Source organism: Streptomyces sp. NPDC054813 (assembly GCF_053611365.1).
Genome location: NZ_JBSHAF010000019.1, coordinates 175,652 through 194,381, shown reverse-complemented (window position 1 = coordinate 194,381; position 18,730 = coordinate 175,652). Strand labels below are relative to the sequence as shown.

At 70.8% G+C, this 18,730-nt stretch carries 16 protein-coding genes; 12 read left to right on the top strand and 4 right to left on the bottom strand.

All coding sequences use genetic code 11. From position 1 onward, the window contains the following. Positions 1-180: 180 nt before the first annotated feature. The gene (locus ACWGJB_RS33420) at positions 181-828 is read right to left on the bottom strand and encodes a hypothetical protein (RefSeq protein ID WP_453383779.1); all 648 of its coding nucleotides are present in this window, start codon (positions 826-828) and stop codon (positions 181-183) included. A gap of 560 nt (positions 829-1,388) precedes the next feature. Between ACWGJB_RS33420 and ACWGJB_RS33415 the strand changes: the two genes are divergently transcribed. Then, on the top strand, positions 1,389-3,308 hold the full coding sequence (locus ACWGJB_RS33415) for an N-acetylmuramoyl-L-alanine amidase (protein WP_453383778.1): 1,920 nt from the start codon (positions 1,389-1,391) through the stop codon (positions 3,306-3,308). Between the two features lie 176 nt (positions 3,309-3,484). Here the strand turns inward: ACWGJB_RS33415 and ACWGJB_RS33410 are convergent, their stop codons facing one another. Then, a complete protein-coding gene (locus tag ACWGJB_RS33410) occupies positions 3,485-4,333 on the bottom strand; it encodes a LysR family transcriptional regulator (RefSeq protein WP_453383777.1) in 849 nt (282 codons plus the stop codon). 103 nt (positions 4,334-4,436) lie between these two features. On the opposite strand from ACWGJB_RS33410, the gene ACWGJB_RS33405 reads away from it, so the two are divergent. The 7 genes from ACWGJB_RS33405 (at position 4,437) to ACWGJB_RS33375 (ending at position 11,577) form a co-directional block, all read left to right on the top strand. After that, on the top strand, positions 4,437-5,162 hold the full coding sequence (locus tag ACWGJB_RS33405) for an SDR family oxidoreductase (RefSeq protein WP_453383776.1): 726 nt from the start codon (positions 4,437-4,439) through the stop codon (positions 5,160-5,162). 171 nt (positions 5,163-5,333) lie between these two features. After that, positions 5,334-6,506: a serine hydrolase domain-containing protein gene (locus tag ACWGJB_RS33400; RefSeq protein WP_453383775.1), complete on the top strand. Its 1,173-nt coding sequence runs from the start codon at positions 5,334-5,336 to the stop codon at positions 6,504-6,506. A 135-nt stretch (positions 6,507-6,641) separates the two neighbouring features. Further along, positions 6,642-7,148 (top strand): SigE family RNA polymerase sigma factor, encoded by a 507-nt coding sequence (locus ACWGJB_RS33395; RefSeq protein WP_453383774.1) that lies wholly within the window; start codon positions 6,642-6,644, stop codon positions 7,146-7,148. A gap of 38 nt (positions 7,149-7,186) precedes the next feature. Then, positions 7,187-8,476 carry a hypothetical protein gene (locus tag ACWGJB_RS33390; RefSeq protein ID WP_453383773.1) on the top strand — a complete coding sequence of 430 codons (1,290 nt, stop codon included), beginning with the start codon at positions 7,187-7,189 and terminating at the stop codon, positions 8,474-8,476. A 17-nt stretch (positions 8,477-8,493) separates the two neighbouring features. Continuing rightward, positions 8,494-10,146 (top strand): LCP family protein, encoded by a 1,653-nt coding sequence (locus tag ACWGJB_RS33385; RefSeq protein ID WP_453383772.1) that lies wholly within the window; start codon positions 8,494-8,496, stop codon positions 10,144-10,146. Between the two features lie 460 nt (positions 10,147-10,606). Beyond that, on the top strand, positions 10,607-11,020 hold the full coding sequence (locus tag ACWGJB_RS33380; protein WP_453383771.1) for a hypothetical protein: 414 nt from the start codon (positions 10,607-10,609) through the stop codon (positions 11,018-11,020). A 254-nt stretch (positions 11,021-11,274) separates the two neighbouring features. Beyond that, entirely contained in the window at positions 11,275-11,577 is a 303-nt protein-coding gene (locus ACWGJB_RS33375) for a hypothetical protein (protein ID WP_453383770.1), read from the top strand. Positions 11,578-11,730: 153 nt separating this feature from the next. Here the strand turns inward: ACWGJB_RS33375 and ACWGJB_RS33370 are convergent, their stop codons facing one another. Next, the gene (locus ACWGJB_RS33370) at positions 11,731-12,690 is read right to left on the bottom strand and encodes a GlxA family transcriptional regulator (RefSeq protein ID WP_453383769.1); all 960 of its coding nucleotides are present in this window, start codon (positions 12,688-12,690) and stop codon (positions 11,731-11,733) included. A gap of 144 nt (positions 12,691-12,834) precedes the next feature. Between ACWGJB_RS33370 and ACWGJB_RS33365 the strand changes: the two genes are divergently transcribed. The 4 genes from ACWGJB_RS33365 to ACWGJB_RS33350 all read left to right on the top strand — a co-directional run bounded on the left by ACWGJB_RS33365 (position 12,835) and on the right by ACWGJB_RS33350 (position 17,130). Next, positions 12,835-13,317, top strand: a complete 483-nt coding sequence (locus ACWGJB_RS33365) for a DUF2269 family protein (RefSeq protein ID WP_453383768.1) — start codon at positions 12,835-12,837, stop codon at positions 13,315-13,317. Between the two features lie 52 nt (positions 13,318-13,369). Beyond that, positions 13,370-14,893, top strand: a complete 1,524-nt coding sequence (locus tag ACWGJB_RS33360; RefSeq protein WP_453383767.1) for an alginate lyase family protein — start codon at positions 13,370-13,372, stop codon at positions 14,891-14,893. A 177-nt stretch (positions 14,894-15,070) separates the two neighbouring features. Further along, positions 15,071-16,765, top strand: a complete 1,695-nt coding sequence (gene ctaD / locus ACWGJB_RS33355) for an aa3-type cytochrome oxidase subunit I (RefSeq protein WP_453383766.1) — start codon at positions 15,071-15,073, stop codon at positions 16,763-16,765. Further along, positions 16,762-17,130 carry a cytochrome C oxidase subunit I gene (locus ACWGJB_RS33350; protein WP_453383765.1) on the top strand — a complete coding sequence of 123 codons (369 nt, stop codon included), beginning with the start codon at positions 16,762-16,764 and terminating at the stop codon, positions 17,128-17,130. Before ctaD ends, ACWGJB_RS33350 begins: the two co-directional genes overlap by 4 nt. A gap of 87 nt (positions 17,131-17,217) precedes the next feature. Here the strand turns inward: ACWGJB_RS33350 and ACWGJB_RS33345 are convergent, their stop codons facing one another. After that, positions 17,218-18,729 carry an MFS transporter gene (locus ACWGJB_RS33345; RefSeq protein ID WP_453383764.1) on the bottom strand — a complete coding sequence of 504 codons (1,512 nt, stop codon included), beginning with the start codon at positions 18,727-18,729 and terminating at the stop codon, positions 17,218-17,220. Position 18,730: the final 1 nt, after the last annotated feature.

Below are 18,730 nucleotides of genomic sequence, written 5' to 3'. Positions count from 1 at the left end.
CGCTCCCGCTCCGCTGCGCTGCGCGTCCGCGTCGGCTGGCGCCGATCGGCCTTCGGCCGACCCTTGACTCAGCTCACTCCAGCACGGGGAAGAAGCGAGCGGGCGGCCGGGAAGGATGCGGTGGGGCTTGCGTTGGACGGCCCTTGCGTGGGTTGCGAGGGGCCGTTGGCCAGGGAGGCTTCACGGCTCACGGGGTTGGCGGTGTCCGGGCGGGGTTGCCTGGGCCAGTTCCGACCAACGGGCCAGTTCCTCGTGGTGTGAGCCGGTCTTCGTCGCGTCGGTGACGGCGGCGGCCGGGTATGGGTCGGCTGGGTGGCCGTCTCGGGTCAGGAGGGTGAGGGGCCAGCGGGGCTCGTCGGGGGTGGCGCCGTCGAAGGGGTGCCAGTCCCAGGGGGTGTCGAAGCTCCATGCGCGGCCTGCCGCGTCGGCCACCTCGTCGCCGGGCGTCAGGCAGGCGTAGGGGCGGAAGACCAGGTCGAGGGTGATCGGGATGTCGTCGTCCGGGTCGATCTCGTGGCCCTGCTCTTCCCGTTCGGGGTCGTGGGAGTGGCCGGTGCGGAGGACCACGACGTGGCGGTGGGGGCGGGGCAGGCGGCCGGTCTCCAGGGGCGGGTCGAAGCGGTCGACGGCGATCACGTGCACGAGGGTGGGGGGAATGCCGACTTGGCAGGGGGCGCCGGGCGTCAGGTGGTCGGGCGGTGGGGTGGTGCGGAAGAGTCCGTCCTGACCGTCGTGCGACGTCGGGTCATGGGCCAGGGCCACCTCTCCGTTCCAGTGGATCCAGTCGCAGTCCGGGTCGACGGACCACCAGGGCCACTCGATCGACACGTGGTGACTCGACTTTCCGGCGACTCGTGCGGGGGTGTCGGGGCAGGAAACCCTGACTATGTCTCCCACCCGGAGATCCCGTCGCACTGTCCGCCCCCTCTGCCGACGCCATCGGTCGGATCGTAGAGGAGTCCGCGGGGAACAGCGGGCATCGGCTTCCGCGCAGGGAGTGCGAAAAGGCTGGCGGCGGAGGGCTGCCCCGGGCATGCGATGCGGGGGTGCCGGTGTCGGACGCCTTGCCGGTCTCTTCCGGCGGATCTTTGGGCAGGGCTCCGGAGCCTCCTAGGGCAGGGTTCCGGCGCGTTTGTCGGTGACTGTGCCCATGCGCCGGTCGGCGCCTGTCGTGGTGCGTGGTCAACGGCCACGTTCAAGTTCCGTTCGGCGACGTGAAGTTGACGCGCCTTCGCGCAGAGAGGGATCATCCACTTCCAGGCGCCGACGGACGAAGCCCCGCGTAGGTCGCGGAGCCGTGCGTATACCGGTCCGGTCGATGAACCGATGTCCCGTCGCACGCATCCTCCATTCCGCCATTTGATCCTCCGAGGTTCGAGGACTCTTTCATGAGCTCAAGCAATCCCAGACGCGGAGACGCGTCGAAGGGCCGCCGGCCGGCCCTGCTGACCGCCGTCGCCGCGCTCGCCGTCGCGGGTGGGGCGGCCGTGCCGGTGCCGGCGCTGGCCGCCGGTGGAAGCCCTGTTGCGGCGGCCTCGCTGCAACAGGACTTCACGGCCGCCGCCGACGCGTACCACGTCCCGCGTCAGCTGCTGCTTGCGGTGGCGTACCAGGAGTCCGCCTGGGACACCCATGCCGGGCAGCACAGCACGGACGGCGGTTACGGTCCGATGCACCTGACGGACGTGACCCCGGCGATGATGGCCGGCGGCGACGCGGGCGCGGCGGGCCGCCACGATCTGAAGCAAATGTCCGCCGCTCCGGCCCTGCACACCCTTCAGGCCGCCGCGAAGCTGACTGGTCTGCCGGCCCAGAAGCTGCGTACCGACCCGACGGCCAACATCCGCGGTGGTGCGGCGCTGCTCGCCTCGTACCAGAAGGCCCTGAACGGCTCCATCGCCACCGACCCGGGTAACTGGTACGGCGCCGTGGCCCGTTACAGCCAGTCCACCGAGCGGCAGGGCGCCGCGGCCTTCGCCGACCGTGTCTTCGCCACCGTGAAGAAGGGCGCCCACCGCACCACGGCCGACGGCGAGCACGTGAAGCTGGCGGCTGACAGCGATGTCGCCCCGGCCACCCGCCAGTTGGCCTCCCTGGACCTGAAGTCCGCGGCGGACACCGCCACCGAGTGCCCGACCACGGTCGCCTGCACCTTCGTGCCGGCGGCGCCGTCCAACGGGCAGGTCTCCAACCGGCCCGCCAACGGTATCCGGATCGACAGCATCGTCATCCACGACACCGAGAGCTCGTACGACGCCGCCATCACCACCTTCGAGCAGGCGGGCGGCGCCGCCGCGCACTACGTCATGCGGTCCTCCGACGGCGCGGTGACGCAGATGGTGCCCACGAAGGACCTCGCCTTCCACGCGGGCAACTACTCCACCAACATGCACTCGATCGGCATCGAGCACGAGGGCTACGCCGCGCACGGTGCCACCTGGTACACCGAGGCGCAGTACGAGGCCACGGCCGAGTTGGTGAAGTACCTCGCCGCGCGCTTCGACATACCGCTGGACCGGCAGCACATCATCGGCCATGACAACGTCGCCGGGCCGAAGTCGTCCCTCGTCTCCGGCATGCACTGGGACCCGGGCCCGTCCTGGGACTGGAACCACCTCATGAGCCTGCTCGGAGTGCACAACGGGCGGCACGGCGTCGGTCCCGTCGGCTCGGTGGTCACGATCGCCCCGCGCTTCGCCGACAACCTGCAGACCGTCCAGATCTGCCCCTCCGACGACCCGACCGGCGCCACCACCGCGTGCACCGAGACGCAGCAGGCGTCGAACTTCGTCTACCTGCGCACCGGGCCCAGCGACACCGCCCCCCTCTTCGGGGACCAGGCGATCCACCCCGGTGCGGCCGGCACCGACCGGATCAACGACTGGGGCAGCACCGCGGCGGCGGGACAGCAGTTCGTGGTCGCCGATCAGGACGGCGACTGGACCGCCATCTGGTACAGCGGCGCGAAGGTGTGGTTCTACAACCCGCACGGCTGCAACACCGCGCCGGCCCACGGGGTGAAGGTGATCACGGCGGCCGGCAGTTCCCCGGTGGCGGTGTACGGCTCCAGCTACCCGGACGCCGCCGAGTACCCCGCGGGCCTGTCGCCCTCGACGCAGGCGGCGCTGAGCATGTACTCCGTCCAGGCCGGCCAGGCCTACGTGGCCACCGTGGCGCCGTCCCTCACGGACGACTTCTTCCCGTCCAGCGGCACGGTCGTCACCGGCGGCAAGGCGATGTACACCATCCAGTACAACCACCGGGTCGCCCTCGTGTACGCCTCGGACGTCACGGCCACGGACTCATGACGGTCCGCTGACAGCACGCCGACGGGGAGGTGGTGTCCAGGAGGTCCCGGCCTCCTGGACACACCGGCACCGCCCCGTTCGGCTGACGGCACCGGGCAGTGTGACCGAGCGCGTGGAGAGGCTCGGTGGACGTCGTCGCGGGTCCCGTCGGCGGGGTCCGGGCACGGGGCGTGTCGTCAGAGTCCTGTCGCGGCCCGGACGAGTCCGGCGACGGCTCGGGACCGGCTGTGGGGCGGCCAGGCGATCACGGTCGTGACCGAGGGCGCGTCCTGCACGGGTACGGCGGCGAGACCGTCGCTCAGTTGGGCCCGGGAGGACTCCGGCGCGATCCAGCAGGCACGGCCGAGGGCGATCAGCTGGAGCAGCTGTGCGTGGTCGCGGGCCTGGGGGCCGGGGCCGTCCGGGTATCTGCCGTCCGGGCCGGGCCAGCGCGGCATCGGCAGGTCGGACAGTTCGGCGACCTCCGCCCACCGCACCTGGCTCCGGGTGGTGAGGGGGTGTCCGGCCGGGAGGATCACGACCTGCTTCTCCGTACGGAGTTCCTCCGTGTCGAAGCCGACCGTCGAGTCGAACGGCAGATGCAGCAGAGCCACGTCGGCCCGGCCGTCGCGCAGCATGCCTTCCTGTTCGCCGATCCCGCACAGGAGCAGGTCGACGGTGACCGCGTCGGGTTCGGCGGCGTAGGCGTCGAGGAGTTTCGCCAGCAGTTCGCCGGAGGCACCGGCCTTCGTGGCGAGGACCACACCGGGCCGGCCGGTCGCGGCGAGGGCAGCGCGGCGGGTGCGGCGCTCGGCGGCCTCGACGGCGTCCAGTGCCGCCCGGGCCTCGCGCAGGAGCACTGAGCCGGCTTCGGTCAGGGTGACCGCGCGGCTGGTGCGTTCCAGCAATGGTGCGCCGAGGCGCCGTTCGAGCAAGCCGATCGCCCGCGACAGCGGGGGCTGCGCGATCCCGAGCCGCTGGGCGGCCTTGCCGAAGTGCAGTTCCTCGGCGACCGCCACGAAGTACCGCAACTCCCGCGTCTCCACACCGTCATGCTACTGGGCCGACCGGGATCGATACCCGGGCGGTATCGATATCCACCCGATCGGTGTTGGCCGAGCCGCCTCGGGTCCGGACAGGATCGGCGGTATGAGCGAACAGACCATCGCGCTGGTGACCGGCGCGAACAAGGGCATCGGATACGAGATCGCCGCGGGCCTGGGCGCCCTCGGCTGGCGGGTCGGGGTCGGCGCGCGGGACGAGGAGCGTCGCGAGAGTGCCGTGGCGAAGTTGCAGGCTGCGGGCGTCGACGCGTTCGGCGTACCGCTGGACGTGACCGACGACGCGAGCGTGACCGCTGCCGCCGGGCTGGTCGAGGACCGCGCCGGACGCCTCGACGTGCTCGTCAACAACGCCGGGATCACCGGCAGTGCGCCGCAGATGCCCACCATCGTCGACGTCGCGACGGTACGGGCTGCCGTGGAGACCAACGTGATCGGCGTCATCCGCGTGACCAACGCGATGCTGCCGTTGCTGCGCCGCTCGGCGTCGCCGCGGATCGTGAACATGTCCAGCAGCGTCGGCTCCCTCACCCTGCAGACCACCCCCGGCGCCGAAACGGGCCCGATCGCGGTGGCCTACTCGCCGTCGAAGACGTTCCTCAACGCGGTCACCGTCCAGTACGCAAAGGAACTGAGCGACACGAACATCCTGATCAACGTCGGCTGCCCGGGCTACTGCGCGACCGACCTCAACGGTTTCCGCGGTGTCCGCACCCCGGAACAGGGCGCGGCGATCGCGATCCGGCTCGCGACCCTGCCCGACGACGGCCCGACCGGCAGCTTCTTCGACGACGCGGGGGAGGTGCCCTGGTGACCGGACTCCGGTGAGCAGCCCGGACGTGCAGGCGTCCGGCAGCCGCCCACAGGAGTTACTCGGGTGGCGGCCGATGCTTCAGGGCCTCGTCCCGGGCACGGACCGCAACGTTCTGGCCCAGTCCGTCCCGAGGCCATCCCGCCGGACCGCCTCGGTGCCAGGATGGAGAACATGACGTTGATCCATGGGGAAGTGGCCGACGGTTTCGAGGGTGTGCGGGAGGCGTTCCGCGCCAACTTCGCCCAGCGGGGAGATGTCGGGGCCGCTGTGTGCGTGTACCGGGACGGGCGGCCGGTGGTGGATCTGTGGGGAGGAGTCGCCGATCCCGACACCGGACGCCCCTGGGAGCGGGACACGTTGCAGCTCGTGTACTCCGCGACCAAGGGGGCCACCGCCACGGTCGCTCATCTGCTCGCCCAGCGTGGCGAGTTGGATCTCGATGCACCGGTGGCCGCCTACTGGCCGGAGTTCGCCGTGAACGGCAAGGCGGACATCCCGGTGCGGTGGTTGCTGTCGCATCGGGCCGGGGTGGTCACGGTCGAGCCGTCGGTGCCGCTGGGTGAGGCGTTGCGCTGGCAGCCGATGGTGGACGCGCTCGCCGCTCAGCGGCCCGCGTGGGAGCCGGGAACCGCGCACGGGTATCACGGGCGGACCTTCGGGTGGCTGGTGGGGGAGGTCGTTCGGCGGGTTTCCGGGCGTACACCCGGGCGGTTCTTCGCCGAGGAGGTCGCCGGGCCGCTCGGGCTGGACTTCTTCATCGGGCTGCCGGCGGCAGAGCGCGGGCGGGTCAGCCGGATGGTGTATCCGAAGCCGGACGTCGACCTGAGCACCGTACCGCTGGATCTCGTGCCGCCTGAGGCGCGGGAGTTCGTCGCCGCGCTCCAGGATCCGGAGTCGTTGAGCAACAGGGCGTTCGCCGTCACCGATCCCGCCGAGATCGACTTCAACTCGGCCGAGGTGCAGGCCGCGGAGCTGCCCGCGTCCAACGGGATCGGGACCGCGCGCGGCCTTGCGCGGATGTACGCGGCGTTGATCGGGGAGGTTGACGGGGTACGGCTGTTCAGCGCGGAGACCCTCGCGTCGGCGACCGAGGAGCAGGCCGCCGGGGTGGACAAGGTCATCATGTTCCCGATCCGGTTCGCCTCCGGGTACATGCTGCCGGTCGAGATGAACCCCTTGACCGGTCCCCGCGCCTTCGGCCACCCCGGCCGTGGTGGATCGCTGGCGTTCGCCGACCCCGAGCACGGCATCGCCTTCGGTTACGTCATGAACAGCATCGTCGAAGGGGCGGAGGACACGCGTGCGACCGCGCTCGTCGACGCGGTGCGGGAGGCGCTGGTCTAGCCGGTGCCTCATCCTGCTCGCCGGGCGCGGGGGATGAGCAGTGAGCTTGCCCTGAGAATTCTTTGAAACATTTTCCCGGGCCCACCGCATCAAGAGGATGGAACGGCAGAGCGCCGGGGACGGGGGAGCGTGCGGATGAGTCAGGGGCCTGTGGAGAACTACGCCGAGTTCGCCGCGGCGCGGGCCGGGCATCTGTACCGGTCCGCCTGTCTGCTCACCGCCGGGGACACCCACCTCGCGGAGGATCTGGTGCAGGAGGCCCTCGGGCGGATCTTCGTCCACTGGGGGCGGGTCTCCCGCGTCGGGAACCCCGCCGGGTACGCGCAGACCGTGCTCACCCGGACCTTCCTCGCCCACCGGCGGCGGTTCAGCAGCAGTGAGAGAGCCAGGGACTCGTTCCCCGAGCCGGCCGACACAGGCGCTGATCCCTCGCTGCGGCTGACCCTCCTCGACGCGCTCGCGCGGCTGCCCGCCAAGGACCGGGCCGTCGTCGTCCTGCGGTACTGGGAGGACCGGTCGATACACGAGACCGCGGACGCGCTCAACATGAGTTCGGCCGCCGTCCGTACGCGGTGTGTGCGCGCCCTCGCGCGGTTGCGCGAGCTGCTGGGCGAGAACCTCGCCGAGTACGCCCGCTCCTGACATCAAGCGCATCAACCTTGTGGAAACGGTGGTTCGTCATGCCCGTGGAGCAGCAGCACAGCGACGGAAACAGCAGTAGCGACAGCAGTAGCGATGCCTTTGAGGGCCGGCTCTCCGCCCTCCTGCACGACGCCGGCGACACCTTCGACACCGACCGGGGCGCACTCGCGGCCGCCGGCACGGCCCGGGGGCGGCGGCTGAGGCTGCGGCGGCGGGCCACCGTGCTCGGCGGCGCCGCCGGTGTCGCGCTCGCCGGTGTGGGCGGTGCGCTGCTGGTGCCCTGGGGTGGGTCGTCGTCCGTACGGCCGCCCGCCTCCGTGGGTACGGCCCCGCACGTCACGCCGTCCCCCGCCGGTCACGCCGCCACCTCGGACGAGATGATCCGCACGCTGGAGAAGCTGCTGCCCAAGGGTGAGTTCAGCAAGGCGGAGGGGCGGGGAGTCGACAAGGGCCAGCCGCTCGTGGCGCCGTACGCGCAGCTCGTGTACGACGACGGTCACGGCGCCGCCGCCATCAGCGTCGCCGTGAACCGGGTGGCGCCGGGCGGTTACGACGCCCGGCAGGCCGTCCGCTGCCCGGACAAGGTCTATATCCCGTACGACAGTTGTGCCACCAGCCATCTGCCCGACGCTTCCGTCGTGACGGTCCTCAAGGGGTACGAGTATCCCGACCGGCGGGTGGACACCAAGCTCTGGACCGCGAACCTCGTCACTCCGGACGGCCATCACGTCACCGTGAGCGAGTGGAACGCCGCCGCGGAGAAGGACGCGCCGATCAGCCGGGAGCAACCTCCGCTGTCCGCCGCCCAGCTGAAGGTGCTTGCCGGCGCGAAGGACTGGCGTGGGGTCGTCGACGCCATCCCGGAGGATCCGCGGCAGACCCAGGAGCCGCCCATCGCCCAGGGCGACGGGGGCAAGGCCATCCGGCAGACCCTCGCCTCGCTGATCCCCAAGGGGCTGAAGGTCGTGGCGCACGGGGCCGATGACGACTCCCAGTTCACCTACCTCGTCGTCGACGACGGCAAGGGCAGGAGTCTCGTCCAGATCAACGTGCAGCCGGACATGTCCGATGTCGAGGGGGACCTGTTCGGGGCCGGGTCCGAGACCCTCCCCGACGGGACGAAGGTCGCCGAGCGGCAGGGGCCCGGGGAGAAGGGCGGCGACGGGGTGGTGATGTGGACCGTCGACACCATGCGCACCGACGGCTTCCGCGTGGTGGTCAGCGCCTTCAACTCCGGCTCCCAGCAGACCGCCGCGACCCGCAAGGCCCCCGCGCTCACCATGAAGCAGCTGCGCGCCATCGCCCTCAGCCCGACGTGGCACGCGTAGTCAGGAAGGCCGCGATCGTGTCGTACATCTCCGACGGCGGGTCCCGGCCCCCCGAAGACGCCCTGCCCCCGGTGGTCCGGGCACCGCGCGACAAGCCGACTCCCGGTAGGAGGCGCAAGCCGAAGGCCAAGAAGAGGGCGAAGCGAATAGCCATGGGCGTCGGCGCCTTCGTGGTGCTCGTCGCGGCCGCGGGGTGTGCCTGGTTCTACCAGCTCGACAGCAACATCAAGCACAGTGCCCTGAACACCGGCACACAGCCGCAGAAGGGCGCCGTGATCCCGGGTGCGCTGAACCTCCTGGTGATCGGCTCCGACACCCGTAACAGCGCGCTGGACAGACGCCTGGGTGGCTCGGACCAGTCCCTGCCGCACGCGGATGTCGAGATGCTGGTGCACGTCTCGGCGGACCACCGGAACGCGACGGTGATGAGCATCCCACGCGACACGGACCTCCGGATGCCGTCGTGCACGCAGAACGGCAAGCCCCACGACTTCCCCTCGAACGACCAGATCACCAACAGCCTGAACTACGGGCCGGGCTGCACGGTGGCAGCCGTCAACGCCCTCACCGGGGTGCACATCGATCACTTCATGGTGGTGGACTTCTCCGGCGTGGTGAACATGTCCGACGCTGTCGGGGGCGTGCAGGTCTGCACCACGGACAACGTCTACGACCCGGGCTCGCACCTCAAGCTGTCCGCCGGCACACACACCCTGGTCGGCCAGGGCGCGCTGAAGTTCCTACGCACCCGGCACGCGTTCGGGGGCGCGAGCGACGTGGACCGCGCCCAGACCCAGCACATCTTCCTGAGCGCGCTGATCCACAAGATGAAGAGCGCCGGCACACTGGCCGACCCCTCGCACGTCTTCAAGCTCGCGGAGGCCGCCTCGCATGCGTTCGCGGTGGACGACGGGCTGGCCGGTGTGAGCAGCCTGGTCGGCCTCGCCAACACGCTCGGGAGCATCCCGACCGACCACATAACCTTCGCCACCATGCCGACGGGGCAGGACCCCTACAATCCAAACGCCTGGCTGGTGCCGGGGCCGGGCGCGCAGCAACTCTTCGACTCGATAGCCGACGACCAGTCGCTGACGCCGACCACCTCGTCCTCGCCCAAGCCGTCCGCGGGCGCGACCGCCTCCGCCGGCCAGTCGGTGGATCCGTCCACGGTCGAGGTCCACGTGTTCAACGGCACCGGGATCCCGGGCCGTGCGGCCGCCGTGCAAAGCGAGCTGGCCGGCAAGGGCTACTCCGACTCCGTCTTCGAGCGCACCCCCACGACGGTGAGCGCAAGCAAGGTGGAGTACTCGGCCGCTGACCCGCGCTACAAGGGTGAGGCGCAGCAGGTGGCCAGCGCCCTGGGTCTGTCTCCCTCCTCCCTCACCACAGTCCCCGGCCTCACCACCGTCCACGTGGTCGTCGGCCCGGACCTCAAGGTCGGCGGCGGCTCCTCGTCCGGCTCCAAGCCCCCGGTGGACATCGGCGCGGCGACCGCCCAGGCCCACACGGCGATCGCCGGCGACACTGTTCAGTGCGCCAAGGCCTCCCCGTGGCCGCTGGGCGGCCTCCCTGCCTCGGCGGCGGCCTACCGGAGCCTCACCGTGGAGCAGGCCTACGCGAAGGCCACCCAGAAGGGCATCCCGAACTCCGACAAGACCAGGAGCCAGTGACCGTCAGGTAGCCCACCTCGGCGAAGCGTCTGCGGGACGAGCCGCGCGGGATGCCGGGCCGAGTCAGCGCGCTCGGTGACTCGCCGGCCTGGGCCGGTATCCCTCCCGGTGGGCTGATCGCTGAGGTGGCGGCCTCCGCCGGCCTCGCGCCGGTGCTGCTCGCCGGCCCGCGTCGCCTCCGTGCACGTCGCGGTGGGCGATACGGGTGCCGTCCGGGGTGACGAAGAGGGTCACTGAGGCTCCGCCAAGAGACAGGGTGGGGTCGTGTGGACTTCCCGGGCCGGGGCGTGAGGGTTCCCGGGTGAACTTCCGTGGACACCAGCCGCAAACCCGATCATCCGACCCTCAGCCCCGGTGACCCGTCCGGGCGGCACACCACCCCGAACGGCAGAGTCACCGATGGCGCAGAATTGCGATCATGAAGTCGTCGTGAACCACTCATCACATGATCAGATACGCGATGCGTACGCTCTGCGCCGCCACCCTCGCGGCCGCTCCCCTCGCCCTGACCGCGACGCCTGCACAAGCCCTGACTTCATGTACGGTCAACGGCCGTCCCGTGTCCGGTACGACCGTCACTGGTACCGCCGGCTCCGACTACATCAGCTGCGGCGCCCTTGCCGTGGGCGATAGCGTCAACGGCTCGGGCGGGAGCGACTACATCGTCGTCAACGGCATCGTTGCCGGCACCGTCGACGGCGGCGCCGGCGGCGACTCCATCACGGCCAACGCCGGTACCACGGCGACCGGCAGGATCCTCGGCGGCGCCGACGGCGACTTCCTCTCCGTCGGCCCGAACGCCGGCACCGTCGACGGCGGACTCGGGTCGGACTTCTGCCGAGTCGCTTCCGGTAACCCGCCCATCAACTGCTGACCGGCAACGGGTTCGTTGGGCCGGCCGACTGCGACGCTCAGAGTGGCCGGCCGGCGTGCCACAAACGCGGCGGCCACCCGGCCCGCTGCCCCCGCTCGGCGCACTCCGTCACCTCCGGAGCCGCATTTCGTCGATTCCCCAGGACTGACAAGGGTTGACAAAGGTTGACAAGGGTCGACTCATGTTCGCTCAGCGCTGCCGCCGCCGAGTTAGCCTCGGGAAATCCAGACAGAAGGCGGCAGAAGGAGACAGGCATGGCCAGGATTCCCAGTTCGGTGATCGCCGCGAGCGGGCTTGTCGGAGGGTACGGCGTGGCCCGGTGGACGAAGAAGCGGCCGCTGGGTGGGGCCGTGCTGGCCGTCGCCGGGGGCGTCGCCGCGCAGCAGTGGCGGCAGCGGGCGGGCGGGAAGGCCGCCGGGGCGCTGTCCGTCGCGTACGTCGCCGCGTTCGCCGGGTCGCATCCGCTGGCCAAGAAGGTCGGCGCCTGGCCGTCCGTCTTCGGCGTGGCCGGTGCGGTGGCACTGGCGTCCTGGGCGGTCGCCGACCGGCGCGCCTGAGCGGCATCCGCGCCAAGCGCTCCGCTGGAAGTGCCGTGCCTGGCCGTCACCCGACCGCGGCACCGTCGTAGCCGGTCGCGCAGTTCCTCCCCCAGCCTTCGGCCGGGGGTACCCCCAGCGCCCCTTCGGGGCACAGCCGGACGCGGACTCCCGCTAGGAGGCGTCCGCGCTGCGGAAGGCCCGGCGGTATGCCTGTGGGCTCGTGCCGACCACTTTGCGGAAGCGTTCCCGGAAGGCCGTCGGGGAGCCGAAGCCCGACTGGGTCGCGATGCGTTCGACGGGGTGCGCGGTGGTCTCCAGCAGGTGCTGTGCCCTGCGCACCCGCGCCCGGTGCAGCCACTGCAGCGGGGTCGTGCCGGTCTGGTCGCGGAAGCGGCGGTTGAGGGTACGGGTGCTCATACCGGCCCGCGCCGCGACCTCCTCCAGCGTCAGGTCCCGGTCGCAGTTGTCCTCCAGCCAGCTCAGCAGCGGCTCCAGGGTGGCACCGGCCGGTGCCGGCGGCTGGTCGTGGACGATGAACTGGGCCTGGCCGCCCTCCCGCTCCAGCGGCATGACCGACATCCGGGCCGCGTGGGCGGCGACCGCCGAACCGTAGTCCATACGGACCATGTGCAGGCACATGTCCATGGCCGCGGCCGCGCCCGCCGAGGTCAGGAACTGGCCGTTGTCGACGTAGAGGACGTTCGGGTCGATGTCGATTTCCGGGTGGAGCGCGGCGAGGGTGTCGGCCGCGGCCCAGTGCGTGGTGGCGCGCAGGCCGTCAAGGAGGCCGGTGGCCGCGAGGACGAACGCCCCGACACAGACCGACGCGATCCGGGTGCCGTTCGCCGCCGCCGCGCACAGGGCGTCGGCGACCTCGGCCGGGAGGACATACGCGGGATCCGCGACGCCCGGCACGATGATCGTGTCCGCCTCGGCCAGCGCGTCCAGCCCGTACGGCGCCTTCACCGTGAACGCGCCGCCCGCCGCGGTCACCTCGCCCGCCGGCCCGCACACCCGGACCCGGTAGGCGTCCCGGCCGTCGGGCAGCCGGGCCCAGCCGAAGGTGTCGATCGGCACGGTGAAGTCGGACGGGATGACCTGGTCCAGGACCAGTACGGCGACGGTGTGCATGGCAGGAACGTACCCGTTCGACGGGTTGTCGCCAACCGGGGGCGAACATCGGGAGGCAGCGGGACGTACGACTGGCGAGAATCCGTTGAGTGGTGGCAGTATCGCCGCTTCTGCAAGATCCTCCGGCCGCCTACGGTCGAGGCCGTGACCAAGTTCCTCCTCGCCGTCCATGTCCTCGCGGCGATCGTCGCGATCGGTCCCGTCACCGTCGCCGCCAGCATGTTCCCGCCGGCCGCCCGCCGCGCCATCGAGGCACCGGACGACGTCCGCGCCGCCGAGACCCTTCAACTGCTGTACCGGATCTGCCGGGTGTACGCCGTCGTCGGTGTCGTCGTCCCGGTGTTCGGGTTCGCCACCGCGAGCAATATGCATGTGCTGGGCAGCGCCTGGCTGATCACGTCGATCGCGCTCACCGCACTCGCGGCGGTCGTCCTCGCCGCGCTGGTACTGCCCCGGCAGAGCGCGCTGCTGGAGGGCGCCGCCGAGGGCGGCGCGGAGGGCGGCGCGGAGGGCGTGGCGCGGCGGGCGACGGCCCGACTCGCCATGTTCACCGGGGTGTTCAATCTCCTCTGGGCCGCGGTGACGGTTCTGATGATCGTGCGGCCGGGGTCGACGACCGGCGCCTGATCCGCCCCCCTGGTTTCTGTTATCGGGGCTGTTGCCGCCCGTCTCCCAGGGCATGCACACGACTCGACAGATCAGCCGCCGGAGCCTGCTGAAGGCCTCGGGAGCGACGGTGGGTGCCGCCACGGGGATCACCGCGGCGGGCCGGACCGCCGCGGCGGCCGACGGGGCCTTCGCCCACCCCGGCCTGCTGCACACCCGTACCGATCTCGACCGCATGGCCGCCAAGGTGCGGGCGGGCGCCGCGCCCTACACGGCCGGGTTCGCCCGGCTCACCGCCAACCGGCACGCGCAGAGCGGCTGGCAGGCGCGGCCGCAGGCCGTGGTCTACCGGGGCTCGGGCACCCCGGAGAACTACGCGCTGCTCTACAACGACATCCACGCCGCCTACCAGAACGCCCTGCGCTACCACGTGACCGGCGAGAGCGGGTACGCCGACACCGCCGTGGCCGTCCTCAACGCCTGGTCGTCCACCCTCACCGCGGTCAACGGGTCCGCCGACCGGTTCCTGGCCGCCGGGCTGTACGGCTACCAGTTCGCCAACGCCGCCGAACTCGTCCGCGGTCACGGGGACTTCGAGCTCTCCCGGTTCCAGGAGATGCTCAGCAAGCTCTTCGCCGCCCCCAGCGACGACTTCCTGGTCCGGCACAACGGCGCCGTCGTCTCCAACTACTGGACCAACTGGGACCTCGCCGCCATGGCCTGCGTCCTGGCCACCGGCATCTTCTGCGACGACCGGGCCCAGGTCGCCCGCGCGGTCGACTACTTCAAGCACGGCGACGGGCTCGGGGCGATCAGGAACGCCATTCCCGTCGTGTACGGCGAGGAGGCGGACGGCGGGCTCGGCGAGTGGCTTGAGGCGGGGCGCGACCAGGGCCACGCGCTCCTCGGGGTGGGCCTGATGGGCACGTTCTGCGAGATGGCCTGGAACCAGGGCATCGACCTGTACGGCTACGACGACAGCCGGTTCCTCAAGGGGGCGCAGTACGTGGCCAAGTGGAGCATGGGCGGGCAGGTGCCGTACACCGCGAACACCCGTAGGAAGGGGGCGGTCGGCGGCTGGTCGGGCACCGAGACGGCGACCGCGGCGGCCGGGGTGGACCCGGCGATGACCCGCCCCGTCTGGGCGATGATCGCCAACCACTACACCAAGCGGCGGTCCATGCCGGCGACGTACGTCACCCGGATCGCGGCGAAGGCCGCGCCGGAGGGCGGCGGCGGGGACTACGGGCCGAACAGCGGGGGGTACGACCAACTGGGCTTCGGGACTCTGACGTTCACGCGGGACCGGGCGCAGGCTGCAGGGGGTACGACTTCGTCCCCGAGTCCGACGGCACCGGCATCGGTATCGCCCTCCGCGTCCGCTCCGGCGTCGGTCTTGTCCTCCGCGTCCGCTCCGGCGTCGGCCTCGTCCGCCCCGTCGGCCATGGGCAAGGGCGACGACCTCGCCGCCACCGGGTCCGGTGATGTCGTCGGGTGGACCGCGGCCACGGGGATCACCGCGCTGGCGGGCGGACTGCTCCTGCTGCGCAGGCGGGGGCGCCGGGCCGACCGGGGACCGGCCGCCGAGGCCGACTAGGCACCGGCCGTCCCGGGGGGCGGGCGGGCGCCGGGCTTGCTCCACCCGTGGGTCCTGATCACGCGTTCGGCCGTATGCGGGCGGCTCGGGGCTTCTCTCCCGGCCCGGAGCCGCCAGGATGGCCGGAGGATCACGCCATGGTGCGGGCGAACCGCGAGCGTCTGGAGACACACACCGGTGACCGTTGTCAACGACCCCGAGCCCTCCGCCGTCCCCCACTACGACAGCGAGGTGCCCCTGCGAGGCCGGCAGCCCGGCAACGTGGTCATCAAGTGGCTCACCACCACCGACCACAAGACCATCGGCACGCTGTATCTGCTCACGTCGTTCGCGTTCTTCCTGATCGGCGGCGTGATGGCGCTGCTCATGCGCGCCGAACTCGCCCGGCCGGGTCTGCAGATCGTCTCGAACGAGCAGTTCAACCAGGCGTTCACGATGCACGGCACGATCATGCTGCTGATGTTCGCGACGCCGCTGTTCGCGGGCTTCACGAACTGGATCATGCCGCTCCAGATCGGTGCGCCGGACGTCGCCTTCCCGCGGCTGAACATGTTCGCCTACTGGCTCTACCTGTTCGGCTCGACCATCGCGGTCGGCGGCTTCCTCACTCCGCAGGGCGCGGCCGACTTCGGCTGGTTCGCCTACTCGCCGCTGTCGGACGTGGTCCGCTCGCCTGGCCTCGGTTCCGACATGTGGATCATGGGTCTGGCCTTCTCCGGCTTCGGCACCATCCTCGGCGCGGTCAACTTCATCACCACGATCATCTGCATGCGCGCCCCCGGCATGACCATGTTCCGGATGCCGATCTTCGTGTGGAACGTGCTGCTGACCGCCGTCCTGGTCCTCTTCGCCTTCCCCGTCCTCGCCGCCGCGCTGTTCGCGCTGGAGGCGGACCGCAAGTTCGGCGCCCATGTCTTCGATGCCGCGAACGGCGGAGCCCTGCTCTGGCAGCACCTCTTCTGGTTCTTCGGCCACCCGGAGGTGTACATCATCGCGCTGCCGTTCTTCGGCATCGTGACCGAGGTGCTCCCGGTCTTCTCCCGAAAGCCGGTCTTCGGCTACATGGGCCTGGTCGCGGCGACCATCGCGATCGCCGGTCTGTCCGTGACGGTGTGGGCCCACCACATGTACGTCACCGGCGGTGTGCTGCTGCCGTTCTTCTCCTTCATGACCTTCCTGATCGCGGTCCCGACCGGCGTGAAGTTCTTCAACTGGATCGGCACCATGTGGAAGGGCTCGGTGTCCTTCGAGACGCCGATGCTGTGGGCGACGGGCTTCCTCGTGACGTTCCTGTTCGGTGGTCTGACCGGTGTCATCCTGGCCTCGCCGCCGATGGACTTCCACGTCTCCGACTCGTACTTCGTGGTGGCCCACTTCCACTACGTGGTCTTCGGTACGGTCGTCTTCGCGATGTTCTCCGGCTTCCACTTCTGGTGGCCGAAGATGACGGGCAAGATGCTCGACGAGCGGCTCGGCAAGATCACCTTCTGGACGCTGTTCATCGGCTTCCACGGCACCTTCCTGGTCCAGCACTGGCTGGGCGCCGAGGGCATGCCACGCCGTTACGCCGACTACCTGGCGGCCGACGGCTTCACCGCCCTCAACACGGTGTCGTCCATCGGTTCGTTCCTGCTCGGCCTGTCGATCCTGCCGTTCCTCTACAACGTGTGGAAGACGGCCAGGTACGGCAAGCCGGTCGGCGTCGACGACCCGTGGGGCTACGGCCGTTCGCTGGAGTGGGCGACCTCCTGCCCGCCGCCGCGGCACAACTTCGTCACCCTGCCGCGGATCCGCAGCGAGTCCCCGGCGTTCGACCTGCACCACCCCGACATCGCCCTGGCCGAGGCCGAGGCCCACGGCGTCCACTCATGACCGATGCGGAACACCGGGTGGGCGGCAGACCGCAGCAGCAGGCCGGCGGTGACCTCGCCAACGAGGTGGAGGGTTACCTGCTGTGGCAGGCCAGGGTCGCGGAGGCCGAACAGCGGGCCCGGGAGTTCACCGGGCACCTGGACTGGCTGACCACGTCCCAGCGTGACGAGGTCGAACGCCACTACGTCGAGGACAGTCTCAAGCGCGCCCGGCAGGACCTCGAACGGATCGCCGCCCGGTGTGTCTCCCTGCGGGGCGAGTACGAGCGGCGGTACCGCGGGCTGCGGGCACGCTGTGCGGGCTGGGCCCTGACCGTGTGCGGGGGCGCCGCCTTCCTGGCGGCGGCGGTGTCACTGGGCCGCTGAGCGCGCCTTGGGCCGCGCAGCCCTGTCACTGGGCGGCCGAAACCCCTGCCGTGTCACTGGGCGGCCGAAGCCCCCGCCCCCCTACCCCTACGCGGAGGCGTTCGCCGCCCCGCCCGGCGGCGCCGCCGTCAGCGGGGTGGCGATGTCCTCCAGCGACCGCCGCTCCGCGTTCACCGCGCACAACACCGCCACCAGCCCCGCCGCGCACATCAGGCCCGCGCCGATCTGGAAGGCCAGGACCGTGTCGGCCACCTTGCCCGTCCCTGTCAGGTCGGCGAAGAGGAGCGGGCCGCTGATGCCGCCCGCCGCCGTGCCCAGCGCGTAGAAGAAGGCGATCGACATCGCCCTCGTCTCCATCGGGAAGATCTCGGACACCGTCAGATACGCGCTGGACGCTCCCGCCGACGCGAAGAACAGCACCGCGCACCAGCACGCCGTCAGCGTGCCCGCCGTGAGCACGCCCTGGCCGAACAGCCACGCCGTGAGGAACAGCAGCACCCCGGAAAGGAGGTACGTCGACGAGATCATCACCCGCCTGCCCACCGTGTCGAAGAGCTTGCCCAGCAGCAGGGGGCCCAGGAAGTTGCCGACCGCGATGACCACGAAGTAGTAACCCGTGTCGCCGGTCGGCACGTCGAAGAACTTCGTGAGGATCGCGCCGAAGCCGAAGGTGATCGCGTTGTAGAGGAACGCCTGGCCGATGAAGAGGGAGAAGCCGAGGACGGCCCGGCGGCGGTAGTCGTGGAAGACCGTGCGGGCGATCTCGCGGAAGGTGACGCCGGAGCGCTGGTGGATCACCAGCTCGCTCGCCGGTTCGGGGAGCGGCTCGCCCTTCTCGGCCTCCACCCGGCCCTCGATCGAGGAGACGATCTCCTCCGCCTCCTGCTCCCTGCCGTGGATCAGCAGCCAGCGCGGGCTCTCCGGGACGTTGCGTCGTACCAGCAGGATGACCAGGCCGAGGACCACCCCCAGCGCGAAGGTCAGGCGCCAGCCCACGTCCTTCGCCAGGAAGTCCGTGTTCAGCGCGACGATCGAGAGCAGCGAGCCGCCGACCGCGCCCACCCAGAAACTGCCGTTGATGATCAGGTCGACGCGGCCCCGGTAGTACGCCGGGATCAGTTCGTCGATCGCGGAGTTGATCGCCGCGTACTCGCCGCCGATGCCGAAGCCGGTCAGGAAGCGGAAGGTGAAGAACCACCAGGGAGCGAAGGAGATCGAGGTCAGGGCGGTGGCGGCCAGATAGACCGCCAGGGTGATCATGAAGAGCTTCTTACGGCCGTGGCGGTCGGTCAGGCGGCCCCAGAAGAGGGCTCCGACGCAGGCGCCGGCCACGTACAGCGCGGCCGCCGTGCCGGTGACCTGGGACGACGAGATCGCGAGCCCGCTGCCCGGCTCCGACAGGCGGCTCGCGATATTGCCTACGACCGTGACCTCGAGTCCGTCCAGGATCCAGACCGTGCCGAGGCCGATGACGATCGTCCAGTGCCAGCGGGACCAGGGTAGGCGGTCCAGGCGGGCCGGGATCCGGGAGGTGATCGTCCGGCCGCGGCCGTGACCGCCGTCCACTCCGTCCACGCCCACGTCCGCACCCGTAGCCATC

Coding starts and splice junctions, on each gene's coding strand:
- ACWGJB_RS33415 (WP_453383778.1), top strand. CDS start 1,389: ATGAGCTCAAGCAATCCCAGACGCGGAGACGCGTCGAAGGGCCGCCGG.
- ACWGJB_RS33405 (WP_453383776.1), top strand. CDS start 4,437: ATGAGCGAACAGACCATCGCGCTGGTGACCGGCGCGAACAAGGGCATC.
- ACWGJB_RS33400 (WP_453383775.1), top strand. CDS start 5,334: ATGACGTTGATCCATGGGGAAGTGGCCGACGGTTTCGAGGGTGTGCGG.
- ACWGJB_RS33395 (WP_453383774.1), top strand. CDS start 6,642: ATGAGTCAGGGGCCTGTGGAGAACTACGCCGAGTTCGCCGCGGCGCGG.
- ACWGJB_RS33390 (WP_453383773.1), top strand. CDS start 7,187: ATGCCCGTGGAGCAGCAGCACAGCGACGGAAACAGCAGTAGCGACAGC.
- ACWGJB_RS33380 (WP_453383771.1), top strand. CDS start 10,607: ATGCGTACGCTCTGCGCCGCCACCCTCGCGGCCGCTCCCCTCGCCCTG.
- ACWGJB_RS33375 (WP_453383770.1), top strand. CDS start 11,275: ATGGCCAGGATTCCCAGTTCGGTGATCGCCGCGAGCGGGCTTGTCGGA.
- ACWGJB_RS33370 (WP_453383769.1), bottom strand. CDS start 12,690: ATGCACACCGTCGCCGTACTGGTCCTGGACCAGGTCATCCCGTCCGAC.
- ACWGJB_RS33360 (WP_453383767.1), top strand. CDS start 13,370: ATGCACACGACTCGACAGATCAGCCGCCGGAGCCTGCTGAAGGCCTCG.
- ACWGJB_RS33350 (WP_453383765.1), top strand. CDS start 16,762: ATGACCGATGCGGAACACCGGGTGGGCGGCAGACCGCAGCAGCAGGCC.
- ACWGJB_RS33345 (WP_453383764.1), bottom strand. CDS start 18,729: ATGGCTACGGGTGCGGACGTGGGCGTGGACGGAGTGGACGGCGGTCAC.